Below are 25,395 nucleotides of genomic sequence, written 5' to 3'. Positions count from 1 at the left end.
CACGAGGCCACCGGCGGCGACACCGACACCACCGAACCCACCACGGGACCGGCAGCCCGGCCCCCGATCCCCAAACCCGGTCCGCGCCCGGGCCCCCGCCCCGGCCCGCGGCCCCGCCCCCAACCGGGGCCGGCAGCGTCCGCCCCGATCCCGGTCGTCACCCCGAACCCGTTGCCACACACCGATCCCCACCGGTTCGGACGGATCGACGCCGACGGCGTCGTGTGGCTGAAGACCTCGTCAGGCGAGCGGCAGATCGGATCGTGGCAGGCCGGGTCCGTCGAGGACGGGCTCGAGCACTTCGGTCGCCGGTTCGACGACCTGGCCACCGAGGTCGAGATCCTCGAGGAACGCCTCGCTGCGCGTTCCGGCGATCCGCGCAAGGCACAGGCCGCGGCCAAGCATCTGCTGGAGACCCTCCCCGACGCCGCGGTGATCGGTGACGTCGATGCGCTCGCCGCGCGGTTGTCGGCGATCGTCGGCACCGCCGACGAGGTCGCCGACTCACTCAAGGCCGAGCGGGAGGCCACCCGCGCCGCCGCGATCGCCCGCAAGGAAGAACTGGCCGCCGAGGCCGAGACCATCGGCGCGGAGTCCACCCAGTGGAAGACGTCGGGAGACCGGCTGCGCGCGATCCTCGACGAATGGAAGTCGATCAAGGGGATCGACCGCAAAACCGACGATGTGCTGTGGAAGCGGTACGCGAAGGCTCGCGACGCGTTCAACCGACGCCGGGGCGCTCATTTCGCCGAGCTCGACCGGGTGCGTGCCGGCGCCAAGGCACGCAAGGAGGAGCTGATCGCGCAGGCCGAGGAATTGTCGTCGTCGACCGACTGGGGTCCCACCTCGGCCCGCTTCCGGGAGTTGCTGGGCGAATGGAAAGCCGCGGGCCGCGCCCCGCGCGACGCCGACGAAGCCCTGTGGCAGCGGTTCAAGGCGGCGCAGGACGTGTTCTTCGCCGCACGCAATGCGATCGCCTCCGAACGCGACGCCGAGTTCACCGCCAACGGTCAGGCAAAACTCGAGTTGCTCGCCACCGCCGAGGCCGCCATCGATCCCGCGGCCGACCTCGAGGCGGCCCGCCGCGAGTTCCGGGCCTTCCGGGACAAGTGGGACGAGATCGGCAAGGTTCCTCGGGAGCAGATGCACAGCCTCGAGAGCCGGGCACGAGCTCTGGAGAAGCGGATTCGCGACGCCGAGGACGCACAATGGCAGCGCACCGACCCGGAGGCGCAGGCACGTGCCGCCCAATTCGCCGACCGCGCAGCGCAATTGGAAGAGCAGGCCCGCAAGGCCGAGGAGCGCGGCAAGGCACGGGACGCAGCCAAGCTGCGCGAGCAGGCGGCGCAGTGGCACGAGTGGGCACAGGCCGCCCAGACGGCGATCGACGAGCGCTGACCCGCTCGCGGTCCCGGCCGGTCAGGCCCCCGGAGTCCCTGCCGGTCAGGCCCCGGAGTCCCCGCCGGTCGGTGGCCGGAAGTCGGTCCGCCCGCGGATGCGACGGGTCGCCTCCTCGCGTTTGGCGGCCTCCACCCGCCGCTGCTCGGCGATGGCGAGGTGATAGGTGCTGCGTGCCCACACGACCCGCGCCCAGTGGAAAGTGAGCACGAAGACCGCGATCCAGCCGAGGATCAGCCCGATTCCGACGCCGGACGGCGGCTCGATCCCGCCCACGCCCGGGGTGTTGCGGGTCCACCAGGCCAGCAACCCGGCCACGCATGCGACCGCCGATCCGCACAATGCGACCCACGCGATGATCCAGCGCCGGGTGAGCAGTGCGAGCATCGATGCGCCGATCCCGAAGATCAACAGCAGGTAGACGAAGACCCGGGAGGTCACCGCCACCCGTTCGGTCACCGCATTCGCCGACATCGTCAGGACGTCGATCCCGCTGGCCGACCCGGTGTGCGGCAACACCAGCGACACCATTGCCAGTAGCACCGCGACCGCCACCACGATGGCGCGCGCACCCGGATCGATCTCACCGGCCACCTTGCGTTCGGCCTTGCGCAGGTCGTTCTCGTAGGCTGCCAGATCGGCGAGACTCTCCGACGATCCCGCCGGACGCCGGACGTCGCGACCGAGAAGTTCCGACAGCGCCTTGTCACCCCGCAGGTTCTCTCGTCGCTCACGCGTGGCCGCCGCATCGGTGTCGGCCGCACTCGCGGCGTCGTCGCCGTCGCGGTGGTCGGGATCTTTCGGGTTCTGGCCCTCGATACTCACGTCGTCGTCCCTCACTGTCCTGCCGTCGCCATCACGCGCCCGGGACCCGCGGAACCGGGTGCGGTGGTGCCGGCCCCGCAGGCCCCGGCACCACAGCCGCTGTCGTCCGCGACCACCGGCGCGGGACCGATGCCGGGGATGCCGAGGCCGACACCGACCGGCGGGGTCGTCGGGGTCCGGCTCTGTTCGTGCGCGTCACCGGCTCGGGTGCGCCGATGCCCGGCCACCCCTGCGTCGGCGATGAGGTGGTGCGGCGCCGCCTCGGTGACCTCGGTGGTCACGATGTCACCGGGACGGATCGCCGCGGCGAGATCCCCGGGACGGAAATGGACCAGCCGGCCGTCTCGCGCGCGACCGGTCATGCGGTGCGAGTGTGCGCTCTTGCGACCCTCGTCGGCGACCACGAGCAACTCGACCTGCCGGCCGATGATCGCCCGGTTCTCCGACAGACAGATCCGCTCCTGGAGTTCGATCAGTCGCCGGTACCGCTCGGAGACCACCGCAGGCGGCACCTGGTCGTCCATCGTGGCCGCGGGTGTTCCCGGTCGCGGCGAGTACTGGAAGGTGAACGCGCTGGCGAAGCGGGCCTGTTCGACCACCTCGAGGGTCTGGGCGAAGTCCTCCTCGGTCTCGCCGGGGAAGCCGACGATGATGTCGGTGGTGATGGCGGCGTGCGGCATCGCCGCGCGCACCTTGTCGAGGATGCCCAAGAAGCGGGTCCGCCGATAGCTGCGTCGCATCGACTTCAGGATCCGGTCCGACCCGGACTGCAGCGGCATGTGCAGCTGCGGGCACACATTCGGCGTCTGAGCCATCGCCTCGATGACGTCGTCGGTGAACTCCGCCGGATGGGGCGAGGTGAACCGCACACGTTCGAGCCCGTCGATGTCACCACAGGCACGCAGCAGTTCGGCGAACGCACCGCGGTTACGCGGGGTGCCCGGGTCGGCGAAGGACATGCCGTAGGCGTTGACGTTCTGCCCGAGCAGGGTCACCTCGAGCACACCTGCATCGACGAGAGCGGTCACCTCGGCGAGCACATCGCCGGGCCGGCGATCGACCTCCTTGCCGCGCAACGACGGAACAATGCAGAACGTGCAGGTATTGTTACAGCCCACCGACACCGAAACCCAACCGGCATAAGCGGATTCGCGTTTGGCCGGCAGCGTGGAGGGAAATGCTTCGAGGGAGTCACGGATCTCGACCTGGGCGGTCTCGTTGTGTCGTGCGCGTTCGAGCAGCACCGGCAACGACCCGATGTTGTGGGTGCCGAAGACGACGTCGACCCAGGGCGCCCGACCCAAGACCGCGTCCTTGTCCTTCTGCGCCAGACAACCGCCCACGGCGATCTGCATACCCGGCCGAGCGGCCTTCACCGGTGCCAGATGCGACAGATTGCCGTAGAGCTTGTTGTCGGCGTTCTCACGGATCGCGCACGTGTTGAAAACCACGAGGTCGGCGTCGTCGTCGGAGTCGGCAGGTATATAGCCCGCCTCCTCGAGCAGACCCGAGATCCGCTCGGAGTCGTGGACGTTCATCTGGCAGCCGTACGTGCGAACCTGATAGCGACGCACGGCGTCGCCGCCCACACCGGCATTCGGCGAGGTCGCTGCGGATTCGGAGAGGTCGATACTCACTCGGTCCAGAGTACGGGGCGGGGGCAAATCGGCTGTCGGGTCATCGCCCGGGGGCATGCAGGGGGCCTGGACGGAAAAGTGCACGTGACTTCCTGTTTCCTCCCGAATCGGACACGCAGGTGTCGCATTTGCCGCGCCGTTCGGACTTGTCCCCATTAGGGTTGCTACGTATGACCGAATCTCCGAACGCGGCGCCGGGTGCGGCGACCGCCGCCGATTCACCGCCGATGATCGCGATGACGAATGTGCAGAAGCACTTCGGTGAGCTCCATGTCCTCAAGGACATCAACCTCGACGTCCCGCGCGGGCAGGTCGTGGTCGTGCTGGGCCCCTCGGGATCGGGCAAGTCCACCCTGTGCCGCACGATCAATCGCCTCGAACCGATCGACAGCGGCGAGATCCGCATCGAGGGCGAATTACTACCCGCCGAGGGCAAAGACCTCGCCAGGCTGCGCGCCGATGTCGGCATGGTCTTCCAGTCGTTCAACCTGTTCGCACACAAGACGATCCTGCAGAACGTCACCCTCGCGCCGACGAAGGTCCGCAAACAGAACAAGGCCGAGGCCGAGAAACACGCGCTGCAACTCCTCGAGCGCGTGGGTATCGCCAGCCAGAAGGACAAGTATCCGGCGCAGTTGTCCGGCGGACAGCAACAACGCGTGGCGATCGCCCGGTCCCTGGCCATGAACCCCAAGATCATGCTGTTCGACGAGCCCACCTCGGCACTCGACCCGGAGATGGTCAACGAGGTCCTCGACGTGATGGTCTCGCTGGCCAAGGAGGGCATGACGATGCTCGTGGTCACCCACGAGATGGGCTTCGCCCGCAAGGCCGCAGACCGCGTCATCTTCATGGCCGACGGCGCCGTCGTCGAGGACTCCGACCCCGAGTCCTTCTTCGACAACCCGCAGTCCGACCGCGCCAAGGACTTCCTGTCGAAGATCCTGGGTCACTGAGATGACCAACCCCACCAACACTCCGGGATCCTCGACAAGACATATGCGACAACGTTTTCCACAGACCTCCGGTCATCGGCGACGTGGCCGCACCGCCGCTCTGGGTGTCGCAGTACTCGTTGCCGCGGTGCTCGCCGCCTGCCTGAGCGCCTGTGGCAGTTCCGAACCCCGCAACCTACTCGACTCCATCCGCAACGGAAAAGTGGTGCTGGGCACCAAATACGACCAGCCCGGCCTGGGTATCCGCAACCCCGACAAGAGCGTCACCGGGTTCGACCCGTCGGTGTCGACCTACGTGGTCAATCACATCGCCGACCAGCTCCGGGTGGCCCATCCCGAGATCACCTGGCGTGAGACGCCGTCGGCCCAGCGCGAAACGCTCATCAACAACGGTGAGGTCGACATGATCGCGGCCACCTACTCGATCAACGCCTCCCGTGCCAAGCAGGTCAGCTTCGCCGGCCCCTACCTGATCAACTATCAAGCTCTGCTCGTCCGCAAGGACGACAACTCGATCACCTCACTCACCGATCTGAACAAGGGCAAGAGACTCTGCTCGGTCACCGGATCGACGTCGGCGCAGAACGTCAAGGCGCAGCTGCCCGGAGTGCAACTGCAGGAGTACGACTCGTACTCGTCGTGTGTGGAGGCCGTGCGTCGCGGCAAGGTCGACGCGCTGACCACCGACGAGGTCATCCTCGCCGGTTACGCCGACTTCTTCCCCGACGAGTTCAAGCTCGTCGGGATGACCTACCCCAAGGACGCATGCGTTACCAGCAGCGGCAAGAAGGTCCTCAAGAAACAGGGTGCGCCGTTCTCCACCGAGAACTACGGCATCGGCATGGCCAAGAACTACCCCGAGGCGATCACGGCCGTGGACGAGGCACTCGACGCCATGCTGCAGCCGGGACCGGGCGGGGGCGAATCCGCATGGGAAGCAGCGCTGCGCAAGGCGATCGGCAACCAGTATGTCGACGAGATGATGGCCCGCGCCGCAGCTCCCGGATCGAGCTACAAGTTCCTGCCCGACCCCGGACCGCAGGCCGTCGACAAGATCGTCAACTCCACGTCCACCCCGTGCCCGCCGGGACTGAGCTGAGGAAGGCAGGTGAACAACCATGAATGAACTCTGGTCGGATATGGGGCCGCAACTGTGGCCCGCGTTCAAGGTGACCCTGGAACTCACCTTCTGGTCGGCGCTCGGCGCGCTCATCTGGGGCATCATCCTGGCCGGGATGCGGGTCTCCCCCGTCCCGGTGATGCGCTGGTTCGGCGCCACCTACGTCAACGTCGTGCGCAACACCCCGCTGACGCTGATCATCATCTTCTGCTCGGTGGGCCTCTATCAGAACCTCGGTCTGGCGTTGGCTCCCGACAACAACACCTTCATCGAGAACAACAACTTCCGCCTGGCGGTGCTGGCCTTCATCCTCTATACGGCCACCTTCGTCTGCGAGACACTGCGATCGGGCTTCAACACCGTTCCCATCGGACAGGCCGAGGCCGCCCGCTCCCTTGGCCTGGGTTTCACGCAGGTCTTCGGGATCATCGTGCTGCCACAGGCATTGCGTGCGGTGATCGGGCCGCTGGGCAGCGTGTTGATCGCTCTGACCAAGAACACCACGATCGCCTCGGTGATCGGGGTCGCCGAGGCCTCGCTGCTGATGAAGGAGCAGATCGAGGACCACGCCAATGAGATCATCGCGATCTTCGTGATCATCGCCATCGGCTTCATGATCATCACCCTGATCGAGGGCGCCGTCTTCGGCTACCTCGCCAAACGACTGGCGGTGAAACGATGAGCGGCGCAACGGTTCTCTACGACGCACCCGGACCCAAGGCGCGGATTCGCAATGCGATCATCGCCGCGATCTTCCTCGCGGTGATCGTCGCCGTCGTCGTGTACGTGCTCGTCGTCCTCAGCGACAACGATCAGCTCACCGGCGAGAAATGGAATCCCTTCGTCACCGGGACCACCTGGACGACCTACATCCTGCCGGGTCTGTGGGGCACGCTGAAAGCGGCGTTCCTGTCGATCATCTTCGCCATGGTCCTGGGCTCGGTGCTCGGTATCGGTCGACTGTCCGATCACCTGTGGGTGCGGACGCTTGCGGGCTTGTTCGTCGAGATCTTCCGCGCCATCCCGGTGCTGATCCTGATGATCTTCGCCTACTACCTGTTCGCCGATTACGCGGTGTTCCCGTCGTCGCAGTTGGCGTTCGCGGCGGTCGTCACGGGTCTGACGCTCTACAACGGGTCGGTGATCGCCGAGATCCTGCGTTCGGGCATCAACTCCTTACCGAAAGGACAGACCGAGGCGTCGATGGCGTTGGGACTGCGCAAGTCCCAGATGATGCGCATCGTGCTGCTTCCGCAGGCGATCACCGCGATGCTGCCCGCACTGATCTCGCAGATGGTCATCGCACTGAAGGACTCGGCACTGGGCTACGCCATCGGTTACGTCGAGGTGGTCCGGTCGGGCATCCAGTCGGCGTCGTACTACGGCAACTACCTGCCCGCACTCGTCGTGGTGGCGGTGGTGATGATCGTCATCAACTTCGGTCTGTCGTCGCTGGCGACCTTCATCGAGAAGACATTGCGCCGGGGACGCCGCAGAACCGACGTCCCCCACGGCGAGGACGTGGACCTCGGCGCGATGGAGAACATGCCGAACTTCGGTCCGCGATAACCCAACCCGGTTCAGCGCAGATCAGTTGACGCTGCCGATCAGGTGCCATTGCCGATCAGTATGACGTTTCGCCCGGATTCCGGGTGAAACGTCATACTGATCGAGCTGTTCTACCGACTCGGCACATCGCGTTCATTCCGCCGAGTTCATTCCGCCGCGGCGTCGAGGTGCTCGCCGACGACGTCGATCGCCAGGGACTGCGGATATCCGCGGCGGACCAGCATGCCCACGAGCCGACGAAAGTGCTTGTCCCGCTCGGCGCGATCGGCCACCTGCTCGAGCACCCGCGGAGTCAGCTTCTTGGCGACCAGGCGGCCGGCCACGGCGCGCTCGTCCTCGGGATCGATGTCGGACAACGCATTCTCGATCGTCGCCGCATCCACGCCCTTGGCCTTGAGCTCGTGACGTAGGGCCACGCGTCCGCGTCCCGAGTGGGTGTGGCGTGACCGCACCCACTCGGAGGCGAAGTCCTCATCGTCGAGCAGACCCGCCGAATCCAGGCGCCGCATCACATCGGCGACCGTGTCTGCGTCGAAGCCACGCCGAACCAGTCGCTCCTGCATCTCGCCGCGTGACCGCGCCCGGACACCCAGCAGACGCAGCGCCACATCCCACGCCGTGGGGCCGGTTGCGCCGCTGGAGCCGGTTGCGCCGCTGGAGCCGGTTGCGCCGCTGGAGCCGGTTGCGCCGCTGGGTTCGTCGGCGCCGGTCAGAATTCCACCGGTGCCGGAGCGACGTCATCGGCGTCGACCACCGCGCCGATGCCCAGCTTCTCCTTGATCTTCTTCTCGATCTCGTCGCGGATGTCGTCGTTCTCGAGCAGGAACTTCCGGGCGTTCTCCTTGCCCTGACCGAGCTGATCGCCCTCGTAGGTGAACCACGAGCCGGACTTGCGGATGAAGCCCTCGGCCACACCCATGTCGATCAGCGATCCCTCCTTGGAGATGCCCTGTCCATAGAGGATGTCGAACTCGGCCTGCTTGAACGGCGGTGCCACCTTGTTCTTGACGACCTTGACGCGGGTGCGGTTACCGACGGCGTCGGTGCCGTCCTTCAGGGTCTCGATGCGACGGACGTCCAGACGCACCGACGAGTAGAACTTCAGTGCCTTACCGCCCGTCGTGGTCTCCGGTGAACCGAACATCACGCCGATCTTCTCGCGCAGCTGGTTGATGAAGATCGCGGTGGTGTTGGAATTGCTCAACGCCGAGGTCATCTTGCGCAATGCCTGGCTCATCAGGCGGGCCTGCAGACCGACGTGCGAATCGCCCATCTCGCCCTCGATCTCGGCCTTGGGGACCAGTGCGGCAACCGAGTCGATGACCAGGATGTCGAGGGCACCGGAGCGGATCAGCATGTCGGCGATCTCCAACGCCTGCTCACCGGTGTCCGGCTGCGACACCAGCAGGGCGTCGACGTCCACGCCGAGCTTGGCCGCGTAATCCGGATCCAGTGCGTGCTCGGCGTCGATGAACGCCGCGATGCCACCCTGGGCCTGCGCGTTGGCGACCGCATGCAGGGCGACCGTGGTCTTACCCGACGATTCCGGGCCGTAGATCTCGACGACACGGCCGCGCGGCAGTCCGCCGATACCCAGCGCGACGTCGAGGGCGATCGAGCCGGTCGGGATCACCTCGATCGGCTGCCGGGTCTCCTCGCCGAGTCGCATGACCGAGCCCTTGCCGAAGTTCTTGTCGATCTGCGCGAGTGCGAGATCAAGGGCCTTCTCACGGTCCTGGGGCGCTGCTGCCATGGCTGTCTCCTCGTGTCTGTGCGCCGGGGACTCCGGCGGTCATCGGGTGGGTCGTCGGTATCGGTGTGATTTGTGAAGGACGTTAGCGACGGGGTCCGACAAAACCGTTCACGTCCTCACGAGAGCTTTGGACGCACGCGGTGCCGAGTTGGTTCCACACCCCTACAGAATTGCGTGAACATGTGTTCGATGGCAAGTCCGACACGCGGGTGCCGGGCGACTTCTACCAGCGCGACTTTCACCAGCGCGACTTCTACCAGCGGTGGCGTGGCACGTCGAAGTCCCGGCAGATCGCCACCCACACATCGCGCGGATCCACGCCGGCCTCGATCGCCTGCGCGCCCGTCCGCCCACCGAGCTCGGTGAGCACATGATCGGACAGGATCGAATCCGCCGACATCGTGCCGAATTCCTCGGTGATCAACTCGGTGAACTCGGTCAATCGCATCGCGGCACTTCCCCTCCGTCCGTCCGGTACCCATCGCCGCGTCCGAGCGCGCTCCCGGCGACCGACCGACGATACACATCACACGCCACGCGAACCGGGTCCACCACATCCGACATCGACGCGGCGGCGGCCGCCGCGGCACGCGCATACCTCGGATCGCCGAGCACCGTGGCGACCGCATCGGCGATCGCGTGCCCCTCGACCGGCCGCACCACCAGCCCACTGCCCTGCCGGGCCACACGGTTGGCCAACTCCCACTGATCACCGCCGCCCGGCACCGTGACCACCGGGACCCCTGCCGACAACGACTTCGCCAGCATCCCGTGCCCCCCACCGCACACCACCACGTCGGCTCGGGCGACGAGCTGATCCTGCCGTCCCAGGCCGGCGGTCACCGACAGCCCGGGCGCCCCGAACGCAGCGGCACCTGGCGGGTCGAGCGCCGAGATCACCACGCGCACTGGACTTCTCGACGCCAGCTCAGACAATCCCGCAAGCGTTTCGGCGAGCATGTCGGCCGCACCGATCACCGCGGTCGACGGCGCCACCACCACCAACGGGCCCGTGCCCGACGGTGGTTCGACGATCACGTCGGTGGGTTCCCACAGCAGTGGTCCGACGATGTGGGCCTGCGGCGGCCAATCCGGTCGGGGCACCTCGAGGGCGGGGAGGGTCGCGATCAATCGTGCTGTGCCGGACCGTGTCCCGGCCAAACCGATCCCCCGCCGTGCGGCCGCGCGCTGACGCTCACCGGCCCGGACGGAGACGTTGCTCGCCGTGCGCAGCGCGATGTCGCGGAGCCGTCCACCCACCCCGTCACCGGGGCTCAGCCCGGCGCCGATCGGTGGCAGTCCCCGCGACGGCAGGTAGAGCGGATGTGGCGACATTTCGATCGCGGGGAGCCCGCACAACTCCGCGGCCCACAGGCCGCCGACGGTGATGACGTCGGAGATCACCAGATCGGTACCCCGCGCGGCCAACACCGGAGCGAGCGCGACGGCCATCCGCGCGGCACGCGCGGCGAGCTTGGCACCGGCGTCGGAGTCGTCGTCGGTGGCAAGTGCACGCAGACCCGGCAACTCCGCGACGTCGAGTCGTCGCGAACGCGCCACCTCGTGCCAGACGACACCTGTCCACACCGTGGATGAGATACCTTGCGCGGCAAGCTTTTCTGCCAGAGCAAAGGCAGGAAAAGCATGTCCGGCGTCCGGACCGGCGACAATGGCGACCTTCCGGGGAGCCGCCGGGGACGACGTCGGCGGCAACGGTGACGTCAGTTGCCCGTCTGCGGCGGTTCGGTGGTCGGCTTCGTCAGGCCCGGTGCCGGCTGAGCCGCCGGGGACGCCGCTCCCCCGGTCGGCAGCGAACCGCCGGACATGCTGGCACGGATCTGCTCGAGACGCGCATGCCCGGCCATCTGCACGCCGGCCTGCTCGACCTCGGCCATCCGGCCCTGCACCGAATTCTTCGCCAGTTCGGCGGAACCGAGCGCGTTGGCATAGCGGCGCTCGATCTTCTCGCGCACCTGGTCGAGGCTCGGGGTGTTGCCCGGCACCGAGAGCTCACTCATCTGATTGAGGGAGGCGCTGACCTGCTCCTGCATCTTGGCCTGCTCGAGCTGGCTGAGCAGCTTGGAGCGTTCGGCGAGCTTCTGCTGCAGGATCATTGCGTTGCGCTCGACGGCCTGCTTGGCCTGTTGCGCGGCTTGCAGGGACTGATCGTGCAGCGATTTGAGGTCTTCGACGCCCTGTTCGGCGGTGACGAGCTGAGCGGCGAAGGCCTCGGCGGCGTTGGTGTACTCCTGCGCCTTCTGGGCATCGCCTGCGGCGTTGGCCTGATCTGCCAGGGTCAGCGCCTGCCGGGTGTTGGCCTGCAGCCGCTCGACCTCTTCGAGTTGGCGGTTGAGCTTCATCTCGAGCTGACGCTGGTTGCCGATCACCGACGCCGCCTGCTGTGAGAGAGCCTGGTGTTGCCGTTGCGCATCCTCGATCGCCTGTTGGATCTGGATCTTCGGGTCGGCATTCTCGTCGATCTTCGCGTTGCCGAGGGCCATCAGATAGCGCCACATCTTCACGAACGGGTTCGCCATGCTTGTCGTCAGCTCCATTCAGAACGGTTTCGCGTCGGTCTGCACACCAATCTAGCGTCTCGGTCGGTGGGGCGAGGCAGTCCGGCATTCAGTTGGGGGATTACCCAGGGGATACCCGGATGTCGCGGGCCACGCGCACCTCACGTCGCTCGGCCACCCGGACATCCGGCGCCGACGCCATCTCACAACCTGCGCCGAAGAGCCAGATCGCGCACGCTCCCGGGGTGGACGAGTAGGCGTTTGTCGACGATGCGACGTCAGGCCGCGGCCAGCGCGGTCGCGTGGGCGCGCACCTCGGGTGCGGCGATGACCACCTTGGACGCGATGGCCGCCTCCCGGTCGGCACCCTCGGCCGCCGGCGCCGCGGCATGGTCGGGACGCATGGCCGTGCCGACGTCGAGGAGCAGATCGGCGATCTCCACCTCGAGCGCATCGCAGATGGCGGCCAGTAGTTCGCTGGATGCCTCTTTTTGGCCCCGCTCGACCTCGGACAGGTAACCCAGACTCACCCGCGCATCGGTGGACACCTCACGCAGCGTCCGGCCCTGCTGGGTGCGAACGCGACGCAGGCTGTCGCCGAGCGCCTCTCGCAAAAGCATTGCCATCGGGCTTCCTCCCTGTCTGTCTCGCACATCCGAACATCGCCACCGGCCCGATGAACCGCCCGTGATAGGGCTCCACATCGTGTTGGTCAACCAACATCGTGCTGTTCAACGCCCGACGGGGGTGTGTCGTTCCCGAAGCTCACGCGCGGGCAAACCATTGGGTGCGCGTGTGGACGACAGTAGTCGAATTCCGTGGCCGTCGCCGCGTCTGTCCGGCGGCGAGCCGGGGCATGTCCGCCCGGCCGCTGGCGCCGATGACGGACCTGCGGCGGGTCAGTGACGCTCCGTACCCGATTCGGTGATCGGGGCGCCACGTTGCGATGCGGTCCGGCGGGCCCGATGACGGGCGGAACGACGCATGCGCAGCGCCTGCCATACGTAGTCGAATCCGGTGACCACCGTGATCACGACGGCCACCCACATGATGATGACCGCCACCAGATGCAACGGCCCGCTCAACGGGAAGAGCAACAACCCGATACCGATGGCCTGCAACAACGTCTTGAGCTTGCCGCCCCGGCTGGCCGGGATGACCCCGTGCCGCAGCACCCAGAACCGCAATGCGGTGACCCCGAGTTCGCGGACCAGGATGATCGCGGTGATCCACCACGACAGATCACCGAGGAGTGACAATCCGATCAGCGCCGAACCGATCAATGCCTTGTCGGCGATGGGGTCGGCGAGTTTGCCGAAGTCGGTGACCAGATTTCGTCCACGGGCCAGGCGGCCGTCGATGTGGTCGGTGATCGCGGCGACGCCGAAGATCACCGCGGCACCGACCCGCCACCAGGTGTCATGTCCGCCGTCGATGAACAGCACGACCAGGAAGACCGGCACCAGGACGATCCGGAAGACGGTCAGTGCATTGGCGATGTTGACGACGGGCACCGGGTCGACGGGATCGGTGATGTGATCGGGTCCCCGCCCGACGTCGGCGAGACCGCGTTCGTTGACCGCCCGGCGCATCCGATCGGTCATGAGACCGCGTCCCGGGCGCCGACTCCTGTACTCGGCGTCGGACGCGTGTCGTTCATTCGCACGATCACCAGGGTATCGACCGATGCGCGCTCGGCGACCGGCGGATCCGTGCGCGGGCGGGCCACGCTCACCGGTGCCTCGTCGCGCCACCGGTCGGAGAGCGTGCCTCCCGGTGACGCGCCCGGCGGTCCTGGGGGCAAGATGAACCCATGAACTCCCCTGGCGAGGTCGTCGTCCGTCGTGCCCGGACCTCCGACGTCCCCCGCATCAAGGAACTCATCGACCAGTACGCCGGGCGAATCCTGTTGGAGAAGAACCTCGTCACACTCTACGAGGCCGTGCAGGAGTTCTGGGTGGCCGAACTCGACGGGCTCGTCGTGGGTTGTGGTGCACTGCACGTGCTCTGGGCCGATCTCGGTGAGGTTCGTACGGTCGCCGTCGATCAGCAGTGCTCCGGGCGCGGTATCGGCCACCGGCTCGTCGCGCGATTGCTCGATGTGGCGCGAGAGTTGCAGCTCGCACGCGTCTTCGTGCTGACCTTCGAGACCGAGTTCTTCGGTCGGCACGGATTCCGTGAGATCGAGGGCACACCGGTCACCCGAGAGGTGTTCGAGGAGATGTGCCGCTCCTATGACACGGGTGTCGCGGAGTTCCTCGACCTGAGCTACGTCAAGCCGAATACGCTGGGCAACACCAGGATGCTGGTACACCTCGACGCGCCGGCCGCCGAGCAATCGACATGATGAGCCGAAACCCCAACGTGTCGAACCACATTCACCAGAGCGAGGAGATTCTTTCGTGACCATCTATGCGGTGCATTACGGCTACGAGCCGGCCAAGGCGGCCATCCGCGACGCCCACCGTGCCGTCCATCGTCAATGGCTGTCGGAGGAGCACCAGGCCGGCAACGTGCTCCTCAGCGGTCCATACCCCGACGGCACCGGAGCATTGATCATGATCCGGGTCGACGGCGACATCGATGCTGCCGAGGCATTCATGGCCAACGACCCTTTCAACGCACACCAGGCCGTCGACTCGGTACGCATCGTCGAGTTCACCCAGGTGTACGGACCGTTCGACGACTGACCTCGCGCGACCGACCGCACCACGAGCGGTTCGCAGCACCGCCGGCGAGTTGCTCACCGAGAGTTGTCCACAGATCTGATCGGGCGGGTCGCACACCGGCTCGCACTGTGGAGAATCGACGCCCATGTGGAGATGTGCGCCCAGACGCCGGGAATGGCCTGCCGCGGCGAGGATCGCCGTCGCCGTGACCGCGATCGGTGTGTCGCTCACGGGTTGCACCCTGACGCTCACCGGGTCGCCGGTCGCCGTCGTCGACCCACCATGGGCACTGGATCTGCGGGACCCTGCCGAGACCGCGCGCCTCAAGGACTTCGCCGCGCTGGACCCGTGCGGATTCCTCGATGTCGAGGCAACCACCCGTATCGTTGGCGATCGCCCCTACGATGTCGGCCTCGACAGCAGTTTGGAGGATTGCGAACTGCGGTTCGACGAGTCCACCTCGAGGATCACGCATCTGTCGGTCTCCCCGACGCCCACCCGCATGTACGGCGGGGATTCCTTCACACGGTTGCCGATCGAGGGGGTCGACGCCCGGATTCACGGCGGCTTCGGCCTCGGTGGCGACGGCCTGCATTGCTCGATCGCGGTGACCCACAGCCCGAAACTCGGTGTCTTCTTCTCCGCGTACCGGTCCGCCGGGACCGATCCGCGAGATGTCTGCGACGCGCTGACCGACATCGTGCGCGCGGCGGTACCCCGGGCTCGTGACCTCCGGCTGCGCACGGCATCGCCGTTTCCGGTCACCTCACGTCTCTCGGGCATCGACATGTGCGGTGCCGCACGGTTTCTGCGTCCACGCCATCCGCGTGCGCAGATCCCGGAGGGGCGGTGGTGGTCGACGTGCCGGATCGACCTCGAACCGTCGGCAGACTTCGATCACGGGATCTTCGTCGACGCCGTCTCAACACATCGTCCGGGTCCACCCGATCCGGTGATCCGATTCGGCCGCAGCGAGATCCGCGACATCATGGTGCGTGGCTTCCGCGCACAGCTTCGCGACGACGGCGCCACCGGATGCAAGGGGTGGACCTTCGTCGACCTGGAGCATCCGGTCGCGCGACGCGAGGTCTCCTATCGCACCGACATCCTCGACCCCGGCAAGCCACCCGAGCGGGTCGAGACCATTGAGTACATGGTCGAGGCGTACGAGACCTACAGTCCGACCTGCAGCCTCACGACCGAGATCTTGGATGCCGCCGTGGCACACCATCTCTCGCAATGAGGTGGAAAGCGGTGCGGACCGATGGCGGTCCGCGCCGCACCGTCCCCATCACGCCGGCGGAACCGCCTTTTGTCGTCGCGAACTCACCAGACTCGCGATCGTCGTGATCACCAAGGTGCCGACGATGATGCCCAGCGAGAGCGGGGTGGAGATCTCCGGGACCGACAGGTGTTCGCCACCGTTGATGAACGGCAGGGTGTTCTCGTGCAATGCGTGCAGCACCAACTTGACGCCGATGAAGGCCAGGATGAACGACAGGCCGAAGGACAGGTACACCAGGCGGTCCAGCAAGCCGCCGAGCAGGAAGTACAGCTGACGCAGACCCATCAGGGCGAACGCGTTGGCGGTGAACACCAGGTAGGGCTGCTGGGTCAGTCCGTAGATCGCCGGGATGGAGTCGAGGGCGAAGAGGATGTCGGTGAAGCCGATGACGATGAGCACCAACAGCATCGGGGTGGCCATCCGCTTGCCCGAGATTCGGGTGAACAGGCGGTCGCCATCGTAGGTGTCCGAGGTGCGCAGGACACGCTTGACGAACCGTTCCAGACGCGATTCGCGTTGCTCCTCGTGCTCAACCGGATCGTCGCTCTCCCGCAGCAACTTGATGGCGGTGAAGATCAGGAACGCACCGAACAGGTAGAACACCCAGCTGTAGGCGTTGATCGCGGCGGCACCGACGGCGATGAACAGACCGCGCAGCACCAGCGCCATGACGATGCCGAGCAGCAGCACCTTCTGCTGGTATTCCTTCGGCACGGCGAACTTCGACATGATGATGACGAAGACGAACAGGTTGTCGACCGACAGTGCCTTCTCCGTGACGTACCCGGCGAAATACTCACCGCCGTAGGTCGATCCCCATTTCCACCACACGAATCCGCCGAAGATGACGGCGATCGTGATGTAGATGGCCGACCACATGCCCGACTCCTTGAGGGAGGGAGCATGCGGAACCCGGACGTGGGCGAAGAAATCGAAGACGAACAGACCCAGGATCACCAGACACGTGATGATCCACATGGTGGTCGAGACTTGCATGAGCGATCTACCTCCAGCGCGCAGCACAAAGATGGTTGCGATGCCAGAGGTCTCTCCCGCCGATGGACGACCGGGGATCCGGGCCACGGTCCGAAGGTGATCGGCACCTTCGGAATCCGCGACCGTATTGACGGACCCGCCGCGAGATGGGGATACTCCCCTCTTCGATCTGCGACCACCCTACACGATGTCCGTTTCGACCGGTTCGGCTGGCGCGGAACCGAAAGTGTGAATCACAGCGGCGACCGATCCGACGGCACCCTACGATGGCGGTCATGGCGCGACACCGGTCCCGCGCGGCCACCGTGGATGACCTTCACACCGCGGCCCGGTCGATGCCGCACGTCACCGAGGCGAACGACGATCCCGATCGTCCGATCTATCAGGTCGGCGGCAAGAGTTTCGTGTTCTTCCGTACGCCGCGCCCGGACGCGGTGGACGAGTCGGGCCACCGATACGACGACGTCGTCGTGCTATGGGTGCCCTCGGAGGCCGACAAGCAGGCGCTGGTGCAGGACCCGAGGTCGCCGTTCTTCACGACGGCGCACTTCGACGGTCACCCGTCGGTGCTGCTGCGGACGTCACGGATCGGTGAGATCTCGGTCGACGAGCTGACCGAGATCGTCACCGATGCCTGGCTGTCACGGGCCTCGGCGCGACGCGCACGCGACTGGCTCGCCGCGCACGGCGACTCCTGAGACCGCAGGCCCGGTTCTACTCGGGCGCGGTGTCGCCGTCCTGATCCCCACCGCCGTTGATCGACGCGATGACGCCGGCCAGATCCTCCGGTTTCACCAGCACCTCACGGGCCTTGGATCCCTCGCTCGGTCCGACGACCCCTCGGGTCTCCATCAGATCCATGAGTCGGCCGGCCTTGGCGAAGCCGACACGCAGTTTTCGCTGCAGCATCGAAGTCGAACCGAACTGGCTGCTGACGACCAATTCGATCGCCTGGAGCAAGTCGTCGAGATCGTTGCCGATGTCGGAGTCGATGTCCTTCTTGTCGCCGGCCTTGGCAGCGGTGACGCCCTCGGTGTACTCGGGCTCGGCCTGCTCCTTGGCATAGTCGACGACGGCGCTGATCTCCTCGTCGGTGATGAACGCTCCCTGCATGCGGATCGGTTTGTTGGCCCCCATCGGCAGGAACAGTCCGTCGCCCATGCCGATGAGCTTCTCCGCGCCCGGTTGGTCGAGGATGACGCGCGAATCGGTCAGCGACGACGTCGCGAAGGCCAGCCGGGAGGGCACGTTGGTCTTGATCAGGCCCGTCACCACGTCCACCGACGGACGCTGGGTGGCCAGCACCAGATGAATACCCGCGGCGCGGGCCTTCTGGGTGATACGCACGATCGCGTCCTCGACATCACGTGGGGCGGTCATCATCAGGTCGGCGAGCTCGTCGACGATCGCCACGATGTAGGGATACGGCTTGTACACGCGCTCGGAACCGAGTGGCGTGGTGATCTCACCGGAACGCACCTTCGCGTTGAAGTCGTCGATGTGACGCACCCGGGACGCCTTCATGTCCTGGTAGCGCTGCTCCATCTCCTCCACCAGCCACGCCAATGCGGCCGCAGCCTTCTTCGGTTGGGTGATGATCGGGGTGATCAGGTGCGGAATACCCTCGTACGGCGTCAACTCGACCATCTTCGGGTCGATGAGGATCATCCGCACCTGTTCGGGGGTGGCCCGGGTGAGCAGAGACACCAGCATGGAGTTGACGAAGCTCGACTTACCCGACCCGGTCGAGCCGGCGACCAACAGGTGCGGCATCTTCGCGAGATTCGCACTGACGAAGTCACCCTCGATGTCCTTGCCGAGGCCGATCACCAGCGGATGGCCGTCTTTGCGGGTGGACGGCGCGGTGAGGACGTCGGCAAGACGCACCATCTCGCGGTCGGAGTTGGGTACCTCGATACCGACCGCCGATTTGCCCGGGATCGGCGCGAGGAGTCGCACGTTGTCGGTGGCCACCGCATAGGCGATGTTGCGTTGCAGGGCGGTGATCTTCTCGACCTTGACCCCCGGACCGAGTTCGACCTCGTAGCGGGTGACCGTCGGCCCACGCGTGTAACCGGTGACCGCGGCGTCGATCTTGAACTGCTCGAGAACACCGGTGACGCGGTCGATCATGTCCTCGTTCGAGCTGCTCCCCTGCTTCGGCGGGTCGCCCTCGATCAGCAGCGTGGTCGGCGGCAGCCGATAGTCGCCGTCGGCGGGCTCGACGGTGAACGGCTCGTCCGCGTCGTCGTCGACGGGGGTCGGCGCCGGGGCAGGCGGAGTCGCCGCGGGCGGCGTGGCACGTGTGGGCTTGGCGGTATCCGAGGTTGCCCGGGCGGTGGACCGGTTGCGCGCGCGCCGCGGCGCCGATGGCTCACCGAGCGGTTCGGTGACCTCGTCGACGAACGGATCGGTGGTGGCGTCGTCGCCAAAACTCTCCGTCGTCGCCGACGCCAGTACGTCGCCGGCACTGACCGGTGCCGGACGACGAGATCGACGTGCGCGCCGCGGGCTCTCGGCGTTCGGATCCGGTGGGTAGTTGTCGTAGGGATCGGGCGAGTAACCCGGGTCGCCCACGGGACGACCGCGTCGTGCGGACGCCCCTCCGAACCGATCGTCGGACCCGAAGTCGTCACGATCGTAGGGGTCGTAGGAGTCGGGGTGGTAGGAGTCGGGGTCGTCGGCCAGATCGACGTCGGCGTCCCATGGCAGTTCGTCGTCGGTGTCCCAGTCGTCGACACCTGCGGTCAGGCCGAGGTAGGTGCGCACTGCGTCGAGCACGTCACGCACCGTCCGACCACTGATGACGAGAACACCAAAGGCCATGCACAACAACAGAATCGGCACCGACACCCACGCGGTGGCGCCGGCGGTGAGCGGCGTGCCGACGGCAAACCCGAGGAACCCGCCGGCACTCGATCGACCGTCGAGATCGGTCGGCGACCCCGCCACCAGATGGATGAGTCCCAGCAACGGCAACACGATGAGCAGCGCGGCACCGATGTAGCGGCCCCGACGCACCGGGTTCGGCGGTCGTCGCATCAGGATGATCGCCGCAGCGACCAGTGCAACCGGGATCAGGACCGCCAACGACCCGACGATCGCACGTATCAGCGCATTGATGAAGGCACCGGCAGGACCGGCGGCGCCGAACCACACTCCCGCCGCGATGAGCACGGCGAGCGCCAGCAACCCGAGGGCCACACCATCGCGCCGGTGTGTGTGGCCGCCGACGTCGCCGGTGGCCGACGCGCGGTCGCGCTGTGCACGCCGGTCGCCTGCGCGTCGTCCGCCACGGGGGCCGGCGCCGAGATCGGGATCGTCGTACTCTGCGGCTGCCTCGACGTCGTCGTCGTAGAAGTCATCGTTGTGGAGGTCGTCGTTGTGGAGGTCGTCGTCGTGGAAGTCATCGAGATCGGTATCCCGGTTCGACGGTCCCCGGCGCCCCGAGCCCGCACGGGCGACACCACCGACTCCGCGTGCCAGGAGTCCCCAACCGGCTCCGATGCCCTTGCCGACACCCTTGCCCACAGCACCCACGGCGCCCGCACCCGAGCTTCGCCGCGAGATATCGGCCGACGCGGCCGCACTCGACCGCGACGTCCCACGAGAGGTGCCCGACGTGCGTGTCTTGCCCGCGGTGGCGCTGCGCGCACCCGACCGGGTCGAACGCGTGCCGGCCGAACTCGCCTTCCCAGACTTCGAGGTCGCCTTGGCGCTCGCGCCGTTCTTCGACCGGGAAGCCGACGCCGACGTACGTGACCGCGCCGATGTCCCCGACCGTGCGGACGAGGACCCCCCCGACGCACGGGATGCGGACGTGCGCGTGCCAGTGCTCGCTCTCGAAGCCATGCCGACAGACTAGTCGGCAATGATCACCTCAGTCACACGGGCAACACCGGCAACACCGGCGCGTGTCGAATTCGTGACCCGCGACGTGGCGGTTTCGGCGCCGTCCGGTACCGGAAGCCGCCGCACTCCAGCCACTCAGAGGGAGAACAGCACAGTGCGGCGATCAGAAGCCGTGGGCCGCCGCCTTCACCGCATCGATCCGTCCGGGATCGCCGTCGAACGTCACCGCCACCGGTGTCCGCCCCGTGGCGAACAGCAGCAACTCCCCGGGCGTACCCGTGACCGTCACCGGCTCTCCGCTACCGCCCGAGGCGAGGTCAGCGCCGTCGGTGCTGCGCAGCGTGACCCGAGCGGGCATCGAGCGCAGCGTCATCTTGCTCATCGACCGCAACGGCATGCGCAGAGCGTCCTGGAGTCCGGGGTCGAGGACGCGCGGAACCCACTCACTGTCGGGGTCGGCGGCACCGCGCAGCACGTCCTCGTGGTGGATGAACATCTCGGCCAGATTCGCCCACCGGTCCAGTGGGCGCATGGGTGAGAAGATCGGTGGACCGGAGGCGAGGTCGGCAAGCAGTTTGTCCCAGTCGGTGTCGGCGGCCACCGACGCCTGCACCTTCTCGGTGTATCCGGCGAGGGGTTTGATCAGAATTCCCGGTGCGGCGTCGAGCCTGCGTTCCCGGACCACGAGATGCGCGGCGAGATCGCGCGTGGTCCATCCGGCGCAGAGTGTCGGCGCGTCCGGCCCCACCTCACGCATCGAGTCGACAAGGGCACGGCGTTCATCCTGTGCGAAGCTCACTCCCCAACGCTACTGTCTGCGGCCGATGACCGTCGGTCACCGCGCCCCGATATCGCGGCAGAGCCGGTGTCAGCGTGCCGGGATCAGCAGTGTGTGGCGCAGCGCGTCGACATCGGCGTCGCTCAGGCCCAGCCCGTGATGCACGTAGTTGTCGAAGCTTCCGTAGGTCGTGCGCACCGCACCGAAGGCGGTGTCGAGCAGTCCGAGGTTCACGCCGTTGAGCGGGTCCGTGGCGGACGCGTGCCGGAACCGGTTGCTGGCGAGGTAGTCGGCGTCGACGACCGAGCGGTCCACCCCGAGGATGGTCAACAGCACTGCGGCGAGCCAACCGGTCCGGTCCTTGCCGGCGGTGCAGTGGAACAGGACGGCGCCACCGTCGGCGACCGTGCGCTGGATGGACAGCAGTGAATCGCGAAACGCCTGCCGCGCCACGGGGTTCACCACGAACTGGCGATACGCGGAACCGATGTCGATGAGGTCGGTGGTCGGTGCTGTCCGCAGGACGTCGAACGACTCGACCACGGTGCCGGGCACGGGCTTGTCGGGCTGCAGCCGGGTCTCGAACGCGGTGCGCAGATCGATGATCGTGCGGACTCCGCGCCGCCGGAGCTCGGTGATCCCGCGGTCGTCGATCGTGGAGAGGTTCGCGCTGCGGATGACCTTGTCGGTGATGCCCGCGCCGTCGGCGGTGCGGTAGTCGTGCAACGTTCGGGCGTTGGTGACCCCGCCGAGGTCGACTGCCTGCGGTTGCGGGGTCGCTGTTGTCGACACCGCGGGCGGGGCGGCGCCGACGGGGGCCGCGATGGTCGCCGCCGGGGCGAAGATCCCGAACGCCGTACAAGCCACCGCCACGGCACGCACGTGCCACCGATACCGCTCGCCGATCACCGTCACCACGCCACTCCTGCCCGTCCGGCCGCCGCCCGTCCGGCGGCGATCACGCGGGGAGGCTACCACCGGCGCGTGAACGGTGAGGAGAGCGCCGGATGAACCGGCGGCGACGCCCGGATGGTGACACACCGGACATGTTGGACTTTCCGGAGGCGTTGACGCACAAGGAGTCTCGTCAGGACGCCGCGTTCGGGTCAGTCGCGGTCAGTCGCCCACGGCGAGCACCGTCGGCACGATCATCGGTCGGCGCCGATAGGTGTCGGCCACCCACCGGCCCACCGTCCGGCGGATGCCCTGCGCGATGCGGTGGGTGTCGGAGACGCCCTCGGCGGCCAGCGTGTCGAGCACCTGATCGACGAGGTCGGCAGCGGATTTGAGGGCGTCCGGATCGTCGGAGAAACCGCGACCGGAGACCTCGGGGGTGCTCACCGCACGCCCGGTGGTGGAGTCGACGGCGACGGTGATCGCGATGAACCCGCCCTCGCCGAGGACGAGTCGTTCCGACAGCGTCGATTCACCGACGTCACCGACGGACAGACCGTCGACGTAGACGTGGCCGACCGGGACGCGGCCGACGATCTGCGCCTGCCCGTCCACGAGGTCGACGACGACGCCGTCCTCGGCGAGCATGATCCGATCCGGGTTCACCCCGGTGGCCTCGGCGAGCGCGGCGTTCGCGCGGAGGTGACGCCACTCGCCGTGCACCGGCATCGCGTTGCTCGGCCGGACCGCGTTGTAGAGATAGAGCAGTTCGCCGGCCGACGCATGGCCGGAGACGTGCACTTTGGCGCTCTGCTGGGTGATGACCGTGGCGCCGAGCTTCGCGAGGCCGTTGACGACCGCGAAGACCGAGTTCTCGTTGCCGGGGATGAGCGACGACGCGAGGACAACCAGGTCGGCGGAGCGGATGTTGATCTGCCGGTGCTCTCCGCGGGCCATCCGCGACAGCGCCGAGAGCGGCTCACCCTGCGATCCGGTGGAGATCAGCACCACCCGGTGGTCGGGCAGGGTTGCCGCGGTGTCCATGTCGACCTCGACACCGTCGGGCACGTGCAGATAACCGAGGTCCTGGGCGATCTGCATGTTGCGCACCATCGAGCGGCCGACGAAGGTGACCCGGCGGTTGTGGGTGTGCGCGACGTCGATGATCTGCTGGATGCGGTGCACGTGGCTGGCGAAGGAGGCGACGATGACCCGGCCACGCGCCTTGCCGATCACCTGGTCGAGCACTCCCCCGATCTGCCGTTCGGGGGTGACGAATCCCGGCACCTCGGCGTTGGTGGAGTCGACGAGGAACAGATCGACGCCTTCATCGCCGAGTCTGCTGAATCCGGCGAGGTCGGTGAGTCGGCCGTCGAGCGGCAGCTGGTCGAGCTTGATGTCGCCGGTGTGCAGGGCCAGTCCGGCCGGGGTCCGGATCGCGACGGCGATCGCATCCGGGATGGAGTGGTTCACCGCGAAGTACTCGCACTCGAAGGGGCCGTGCGTGGTCCGCTCGCCCTCGCGGACCTCGATGAGCTTGGGACGCAACCGATGTTCGCGGCACTTGGCCGCGACGAGTGCCAGCGTGAACTTGGATCCGACGACGGGGATGTCGCCACGCAGACGCAGCAGGAACGGGACCGCACCGATGTGATCCTCGTGCCCGTGGGTCAGGACGACCGCCTCGACGTCGTCCATCCGGTCCTCGATGTAGCGGAAGTCCGGGAGGATGAGGTCGACGCCGGGCTGCGCGTCCTCGGGGAACAACACCCCGCAGTCGACGATCAGCAGTTTGCCGTTGTACTCGAACACCGTCATGTTGCGGCCGATCTCACCGATGCCACCGAGGGCGACCACGCGCAGCGCGCCCTTCGGCAGACGGCGCGGCGTACCGAGTCGATCGACGGGTGCCGGCGGCGTGGGGGTGCCGCGATCCCGGCCACCACCACCGCCTCGTGCACCTCGCGCGTTGTCGCGGCGCTCGTGCCGACCGGACCGACGGGGTTCACCTCCACCCCGGTTCTCCGCCGGAGCCGATGCGGCGTGGCGGGCCGAATCCTGCTGCGCAGCCGCACTTTCGGACCCTCCGCCAGACGCTGAGGCCGTCGGGGGATCCACGGCGGGCGAGGCGGGGGCAGACGAGGCGGGGGCCGGTGAGCCGGCGCTATCGGTGGCGGGTGCGGGCTCGGGCGGTCCGGCCTGACGTCGGGCGCTACGGCGGCGCTGGGGGCCGGTCATCGGTCCAGCAATCCGGCCGTGCGCAGATCGGCGATGAGCGATTCGATCTGCGGACCGTCGGCGGGTACCTGCGGGAGGCGTGGGTCCCCGACGTCGAGTCCGAGGATGCGCAACGACGCCTTGACCATGGTCACCCCTCCCAGCCGTCCCATCGCGTTGACGAGCGGGAGCATGGTGATGTTGATCGATCTGGCGGTCTGCAGATCACCCTTCTCCACGGCGATCTGCATGTCGCGCAAGCGATCTGCGACGAGATGGCCGATCACGCTGACGAAGCCGGTCGCGCCGATCGACAGCCACGGCAGGTTGAGCGCGTCCTCACCCGAGAGGTACTCGAGGTCGGTGGAGGCGATCAGTCCCGCGGCCGAATGCAGATCACCCTTGGCATCCTTGACGCCCTTGATCCGGGGGTGTTCGGCGAGTGCGAGCATCGTTTCGTTGGCGACCGGCACCACCGAGCGGGGCGGGATGTCGTAGATCAGGACGGGCAGGCTGGTCGCGTCCGCGACGGCGCGGAAATGCGCGAGCAGACCCGCTTGGGGCGGCTTCGAGTAGTACGGCGTGACGACGAGCAGACCATGCGCGCCGGCTTTCTCCGAGGCCTGCGCGAAGCGGATGCTCTCTGCGGTGTCGTAGCTACCCGCGCCCTGGGTGATGCGGGCGCGGTCGCCCACCGCGTCCAGAACGGTGCGCAGCAGCTCGATCTTCTCGTCGGGTGTGGTGGTCGGCGACTCACCGGTGGTGCCACTGACCACGAGTCCGTCACAACCCTTGCCGACCAGGTGGTCGGCCAGCTCGGCGGCCTTGTCCAGATCGAGCGAACCGTCGGGACGGAAAGGGGTGACCATCGCCACGACGTTGGTCCCGAACGGGTGCGCCTGTGGCTGCGACTCGGTTGCGCTCATGGTG

The 25,395-nt window shown here is 67.2% G+C and carries 25 protein-coding genes; 10 read left to right on the top strand and 15 right to left on the bottom strand.

Annotated elements, in window-relative coordinates; translation table 11 throughout:
• A partial coding sequence (locus GOPIP_RS19165) for a DUF349 domain-containing protein (protein ID WP_006371426.1) occupies positions 1 to 1,398 on the top strand: 1,398 nt, incomplete at its 5' end.
• A gap of 45 nt (positions 1,399 to 1,443) precedes the next feature.
• Here the strand turns inward: GOPIP_RS19165 and GOPIP_RS19160 are convergent.
• Positions 1,444 to 2,223, bottom strand: coding sequence for an Rv2732c family membrane protein (locus GOPIP_RS19160; protein WP_006371425.1), 780 nt, complete (start codon positions 2,221 to 2,223; stop codon positions 1,444 to 1,446).
• A gap of 11 nt (positions 2,224 to 2,234) precedes the next feature.
• A complete protein-coding gene (gene miaB, locus GOPIP_RS19155; RefSeq protein ID WP_035728415.1) occupies positions 2,235 to 3,860 on the bottom strand; it encodes a tRNA (N6-isopentenyl adenosine(37)-C2)-methylthiotransferase MiaB in 1,626 nt (541 codons plus the stop codon).
• 227 nt (positions 3,861 to 4,087) lie between these two features.
• Here miaB and gluA point away from each other — a divergent pair, with 227 nt between their 5' ends.
• The 4 genes from gluA to GOPIP_RS19135 are packed head-to-tail and all read left to right on the top strand — an operon-like array spanning position 4,088 to position 7,505.
• Positions 4,088 to 4,816, top strand: coding sequence for a glutamate ABC transporter ATP-binding protein GluA (gluA, locus tag GOPIP_RS19150; protein ID WP_014359817.1), 729 nt, complete (start codon positions 4,088 to 4,090; stop codon positions 4,814 to 4,816).
• Positions 4,817 to 4,859: 43 nt separating this feature from the next.
• A complete protein-coding gene (locus tag GOPIP_RS19145) occupies positions 4,860 to 5,915 on the top strand; it encodes a glutamate ABC transporter substrate-binding protein (RefSeq protein ID WP_006371422.1) in 1,056 nt (351 codons plus the stop codon).
• Between the two features lie 19 nt (positions 5,916 to 5,934).
• A complete protein-coding gene (locus tag GOPIP_RS19140; RefSeq protein WP_006371421.1) occupies positions 5,935 to 6,618 on the top strand; it encodes an amino acid ABC transporter permease in 684 nt (227 codons plus the stop codon).
• Complete coding sequence (locus tag GOPIP_RS19135; protein ID WP_006371420.1) at positions 6,615 to 7,505, top strand: amino acid ABC transporter permease; 891 nt, start codon at positions 6,615 to 6,617, stop codon at positions 7,503 to 7,505. The genes GOPIP_RS19140 and GOPIP_RS19135 overlap by 4 nt, the downstream gene beginning before the upstream one ends.
• Positions 7,506 to 7,651: 146 nt before the next feature.
• On the opposite strand, the gene GOPIP_RS19130 is transcribed toward GOPIP_RS19135, so the two are convergent.
• The 7 genes from GOPIP_RS19130 to pgsA form a co-directional block, all read right to left on the bottom strand.
• Positions 7,652 to 8,113, bottom strand: coding sequence for a regulatory protein RecX (locus GOPIP_RS19130; protein ID WP_006371419.1), 462 nt, complete (start codon positions 8,111 to 8,113; stop codon positions 7,652 to 7,654).
• Positions 8,114 to 8,214: 101 nt separating this feature from the next.
• Complete coding sequence (recA, locus tag GOPIP_RS19125; protein ID WP_006371418.1) at positions 8,215 to 9,258, bottom strand: recombinase RecA; 1,044 nt, start codon at positions 9,256 to 9,258, stop codon at positions 8,215 to 8,217.
• A gap of 253 nt (positions 9,259 to 9,511) precedes the next feature.
• Positions 9,512 to 9,706 carry a DUF3046 domain-containing protein gene (locus tag GOPIP_RS19120; protein ID WP_006371417.1) on the bottom strand — a complete coding sequence of 65 codons (195 nt, stop codon included), beginning with the start codon at positions 9,704 to 9,706 and terminating at the stop codon, positions 9,512 to 9,514.
• On the bottom strand, positions 9,697 to 10,971 hold the full coding sequence (locus GOPIP_RS19115) for a glycosyltransferase (RefSeq protein WP_006371416.1): 1,275 nt from the start codon (positions 10,969 to 10,971) through the stop codon (positions 9,697 to 9,699). The genes GOPIP_RS19120 and GOPIP_RS19115 overlap by 10 nt, the downstream gene beginning before the upstream one ends.
• A gap of 8 nt (positions 10,972 to 10,979) precedes the next feature.
• Entirely contained in the window at positions 10,980 to 11,795 is an 816-nt protein-coding gene (locus GOPIP_RS19110; protein WP_006371415.1) for a PspA/IM30 family protein, read from the bottom strand.
• 257 nt (positions 11,796 to 12,052) lie between these two features.
• On the bottom strand, positions 12,053 to 12,400 hold the full coding sequence (locus tag GOPIP_RS19105; protein WP_006371414.1) for a helix-turn-helix domain-containing protein: 348 nt from the start codon (positions 12,398 to 12,400) through the stop codon (positions 12,053 to 12,055).
• Between the two features lie 273 nt (positions 12,401 to 12,673).
• Positions 12,674 to 13,378, bottom strand: coding sequence for a CDP-diacylglycerol--glycerol-3-phosphate 3-phosphatidyltransferase (gene pgsA, locus GOPIP_RS19100; RefSeq protein WP_014359812.1), 705 nt, complete (start codon positions 13,376 to 13,378; stop codon positions 12,674 to 12,676).
• A 209-nt stretch (positions 13,379 to 13,587) separates the two neighbouring features.
• Between pgsA and GOPIP_RS19095 the strand changes: the two genes are divergently transcribed.
• The 3 genes from GOPIP_RS19095 to GOPIP_RS19085 all read left to right on the top strand — a co-directional run bounded on the left by GOPIP_RS19095 (position 13,588) and on the right by GOPIP_RS19085 (position 15,686).
• Positions 13,588 to 14,121 (top strand): amino-acid N-acetyltransferase, encoded by a 534-nt coding sequence (locus GOPIP_RS19095; protein WP_006371411.1) that lies wholly within the window; start codon positions 13,588 to 13,590, stop codon positions 14,119 to 14,121.
• 55 nt (positions 14,122 to 14,176) lie between these two features.
• The gene (locus GOPIP_RS19090) at positions 14,177 to 14,464 is read left to right on the top strand and encodes a YciI family protein (protein WP_006371410.1); all 288 of its coding nucleotides are present in this window, start codon (positions 14,177 to 14,179) and stop codon (positions 14,462 to 14,464) included.
• A gap of 184 nt (positions 14,465 to 14,648) precedes the next feature.
• Positions 14,649 to 15,686: a DUF3558 domain-containing protein gene (locus tag GOPIP_RS19085; protein ID WP_006371409.1), complete on the top strand. Its 1,038-nt coding sequence runs from the start codon at positions 14,649 to 14,651 to the stop codon at positions 15,684 to 15,686.
• A 48-nt stretch (positions 15,687 to 15,734) separates the two neighbouring features.
• Here the strand turns inward: GOPIP_RS19085 and GOPIP_RS19080 are convergent, their stop codons facing one another.
• Positions 15,735 to 16,724 (bottom strand): TerC family protein, encoded by a 990-nt coding sequence (locus GOPIP_RS19080; protein ID WP_006371408.1) that lies wholly within the window; start codon positions 16,722 to 16,724, stop codon positions 15,735 to 15,737.
• 266 nt (positions 16,725 to 16,990) lie between these two features.
• Between GOPIP_RS19080 and GOPIP_RS19075 the strand changes: the two genes are divergently transcribed.
• Entirely contained in the window at positions 16,991 to 17,422 is a 432-nt protein-coding gene (locus tag GOPIP_RS19075) for an MmcQ/YjbR family DNA-binding protein (protein WP_006371407.1), read from the top strand.
• Positions 17,423 to 17,438: 16 nt separating this feature from the next.
• Here GOPIP_RS19075 and GOPIP_RS19070 read toward each other — a convergent pair whose 3' ends face one another.
• A complete protein-coding gene (locus GOPIP_RS19070) occupies positions 17,439 to 20,264 on the bottom strand; it encodes an FtsK/SpoIIIE family DNA translocase (protein WP_035728411.1) in 2,826 nt (941 codons plus the stop codon).
• 82 nt (positions 20,265 to 20,346) lie between these two features.
• On the opposite strand from GOPIP_RS19070, the gene GOPIP_RS19065 reads away from it, so the two are divergent.
• Positions 20,347 to 20,589, top strand: a complete 243-nt coding sequence (locus GOPIP_RS19065; protein ID WP_133092106.1) for a hypothetical protein — start codon at positions 20,347 to 20,349, stop codon at positions 20,587 to 20,589.
• Positions 20,590 to 20,739: 150 nt separating this feature from the next.
• Here the strand turns inward: GOPIP_RS19065 and GOPIP_RS19060 are convergent, their stop codons facing one another.
• The 4 genes from GOPIP_RS19060 to dapA all read right to left on the bottom strand — a co-directional run bounded on the left by GOPIP_RS19060 (position 20,740) and on the right by dapA (position 25,391).
• Complete coding sequence (locus tag GOPIP_RS19060) at positions 20,740 to 21,375, bottom strand: TIGR03085 family metal-binding protein (RefSeq protein ID WP_006371404.1); 636 nt, start codon at positions 21,373 to 21,375, stop codon at positions 20,740 to 20,742.
• A gap of 69 nt (positions 21,376 to 21,444) precedes the next feature.
• Positions 21,445 to 22,269, bottom strand: a complete 825-nt coding sequence (locus GOPIP_RS19055) for a tyrosine-protein phosphatase (protein WP_231386679.1) — start codon at positions 22,267 to 22,269, stop codon at positions 21,445 to 21,447.
• A 201-nt stretch (positions 22,270 to 22,470) separates the two neighbouring features.
• A complete protein-coding gene (locus tag GOPIP_RS19050; protein ID WP_006371402.1) occupies positions 22,471 to 24,105 on the bottom strand; it encodes a ribonuclease J in 1,635 nt (544 codons plus the stop codon).
• Positions 24,106 to 24,482: 377 nt separating this feature from the next.
• On the bottom strand, positions 24,483 to 25,391 hold the full coding sequence (gene dapA, locus GOPIP_RS19045; protein WP_006371401.1) for a 4-hydroxy-tetrahydrodipicolinate synthase: 909 nt from the start codon (positions 25,389 to 25,391) through the stop codon (positions 24,483 to 24,485).
• Positions 25,392 to 25,395: the final 4 nt, after the last annotated feature.

Source organism: Gordonia polyisoprenivorans NBRC 16320 = JCM 10675, from assembly GCF_000241325.1.
Taxonomy (GTDB): Bacteria; Actinomycetota; Actinomycetes; order Mycobacteriales; family Mycobacteriaceae; genus Gordonia; species Gordonia polyisoprenivorans.
The sequence above is the reverse complement of the archived record's forward strand: the minus strand, read 5'-3'. Positions and strand labels throughout refer to the sequence as shown.

What these genes read in the sequence shown, in the direction of transcription:
- GOPIP_RS19120 (WP_006371417.1), bottom strand. Translation starts at nt 9,706, where the DNA reads ATGCGATTGACCGAGTTCACCGAGTTGATCACCGAGGAATTCGGCACG.
- GOPIP_RS19080 (WP_006371408.1), bottom strand. Translation starts at nt 16,724, where the DNA reads ATGCAAGTCTCGACCACCATGTGGATCATCACGTGTCTGGTGATCCTG.
- GOPIP_RS19140 (WP_006371421.1), top strand. Translation starts at nt 5,935, where the DNA reads ATGAATGAACTCTGGTCGGATATGGGGCCGCAACTGTGGCCCGCGTTC.
- dapA (WP_006371401.1), bottom strand. Translation starts at nt 25,391, where the DNA reads ATGAGCGCAACCGAGTCGCAGCCACAGGCGCACCCGTTCGGGACCAAC.
- pgsA (WP_014359812.1), bottom strand. Translation starts at nt 13,378, where the DNA reads ATGACCGATCGGATGCGCCGGGCGGTCAACGAACGCGGTCTCGCCGAC.
- GOPIP_RS19110 (WP_006371415.1), bottom strand. Translation starts at nt 11,795, where the DNA reads ATGGCGAACCCGTTCGTGAAGATGTGGCGCTATCTGATGGCCCTCGGC.
- GOPIP_RS19095 (WP_006371411.1), top strand. Translation starts at nt 13,588, where the DNA reads ATGAACTCCCCTGGCGAGGTCGTCGTCCGTCGTGCCCGGACCTCCGAC.
- GOPIP_RS19105 (WP_006371414.1), bottom strand. Translation starts at nt 12,400, where the DNA reads ATGGCAATGCTTTTGCGAGAGGCGCTCGGCGACAGCCTGCGTCGCGTT.
- GOPIP_RS19145 (WP_006371422.1), top strand. Translation starts at nt 4,860, where the DNA reads ATGCGACAACGTTTTCCACAGACCTCCGGTCATCGGCGACGTGGCCGC.
- GOPIP_RS19135 (WP_006371420.1), top strand. Translation starts at nt 6,615, where the DNA reads ATGAGCGGCGCAACGGTTCTCTACGACGCACCCGGACCCAAGGCGCGG.
- gluA (WP_014359817.1), top strand. Translation starts at nt 4,088, where the DNA reads ATGATCGCGATGACGAATGTGCAGAAGCACTTCGGTGAGCTCCATGTC.
- recA (WP_006371418.1), bottom strand. Translation starts at nt 9,258, where the DNA reads ATGGCAGCAGCGCCCCAGGACCGTGAGAAGGCCCTTGATCTCGCACTC.
- GOPIP_RS19075 (WP_006371407.1), top strand. Translation starts at nt 16,991, where the DNA reads ATGGCGGTCATGGCGCGACACCGGTCCCGCGCGGCCACCGTGGATGAC.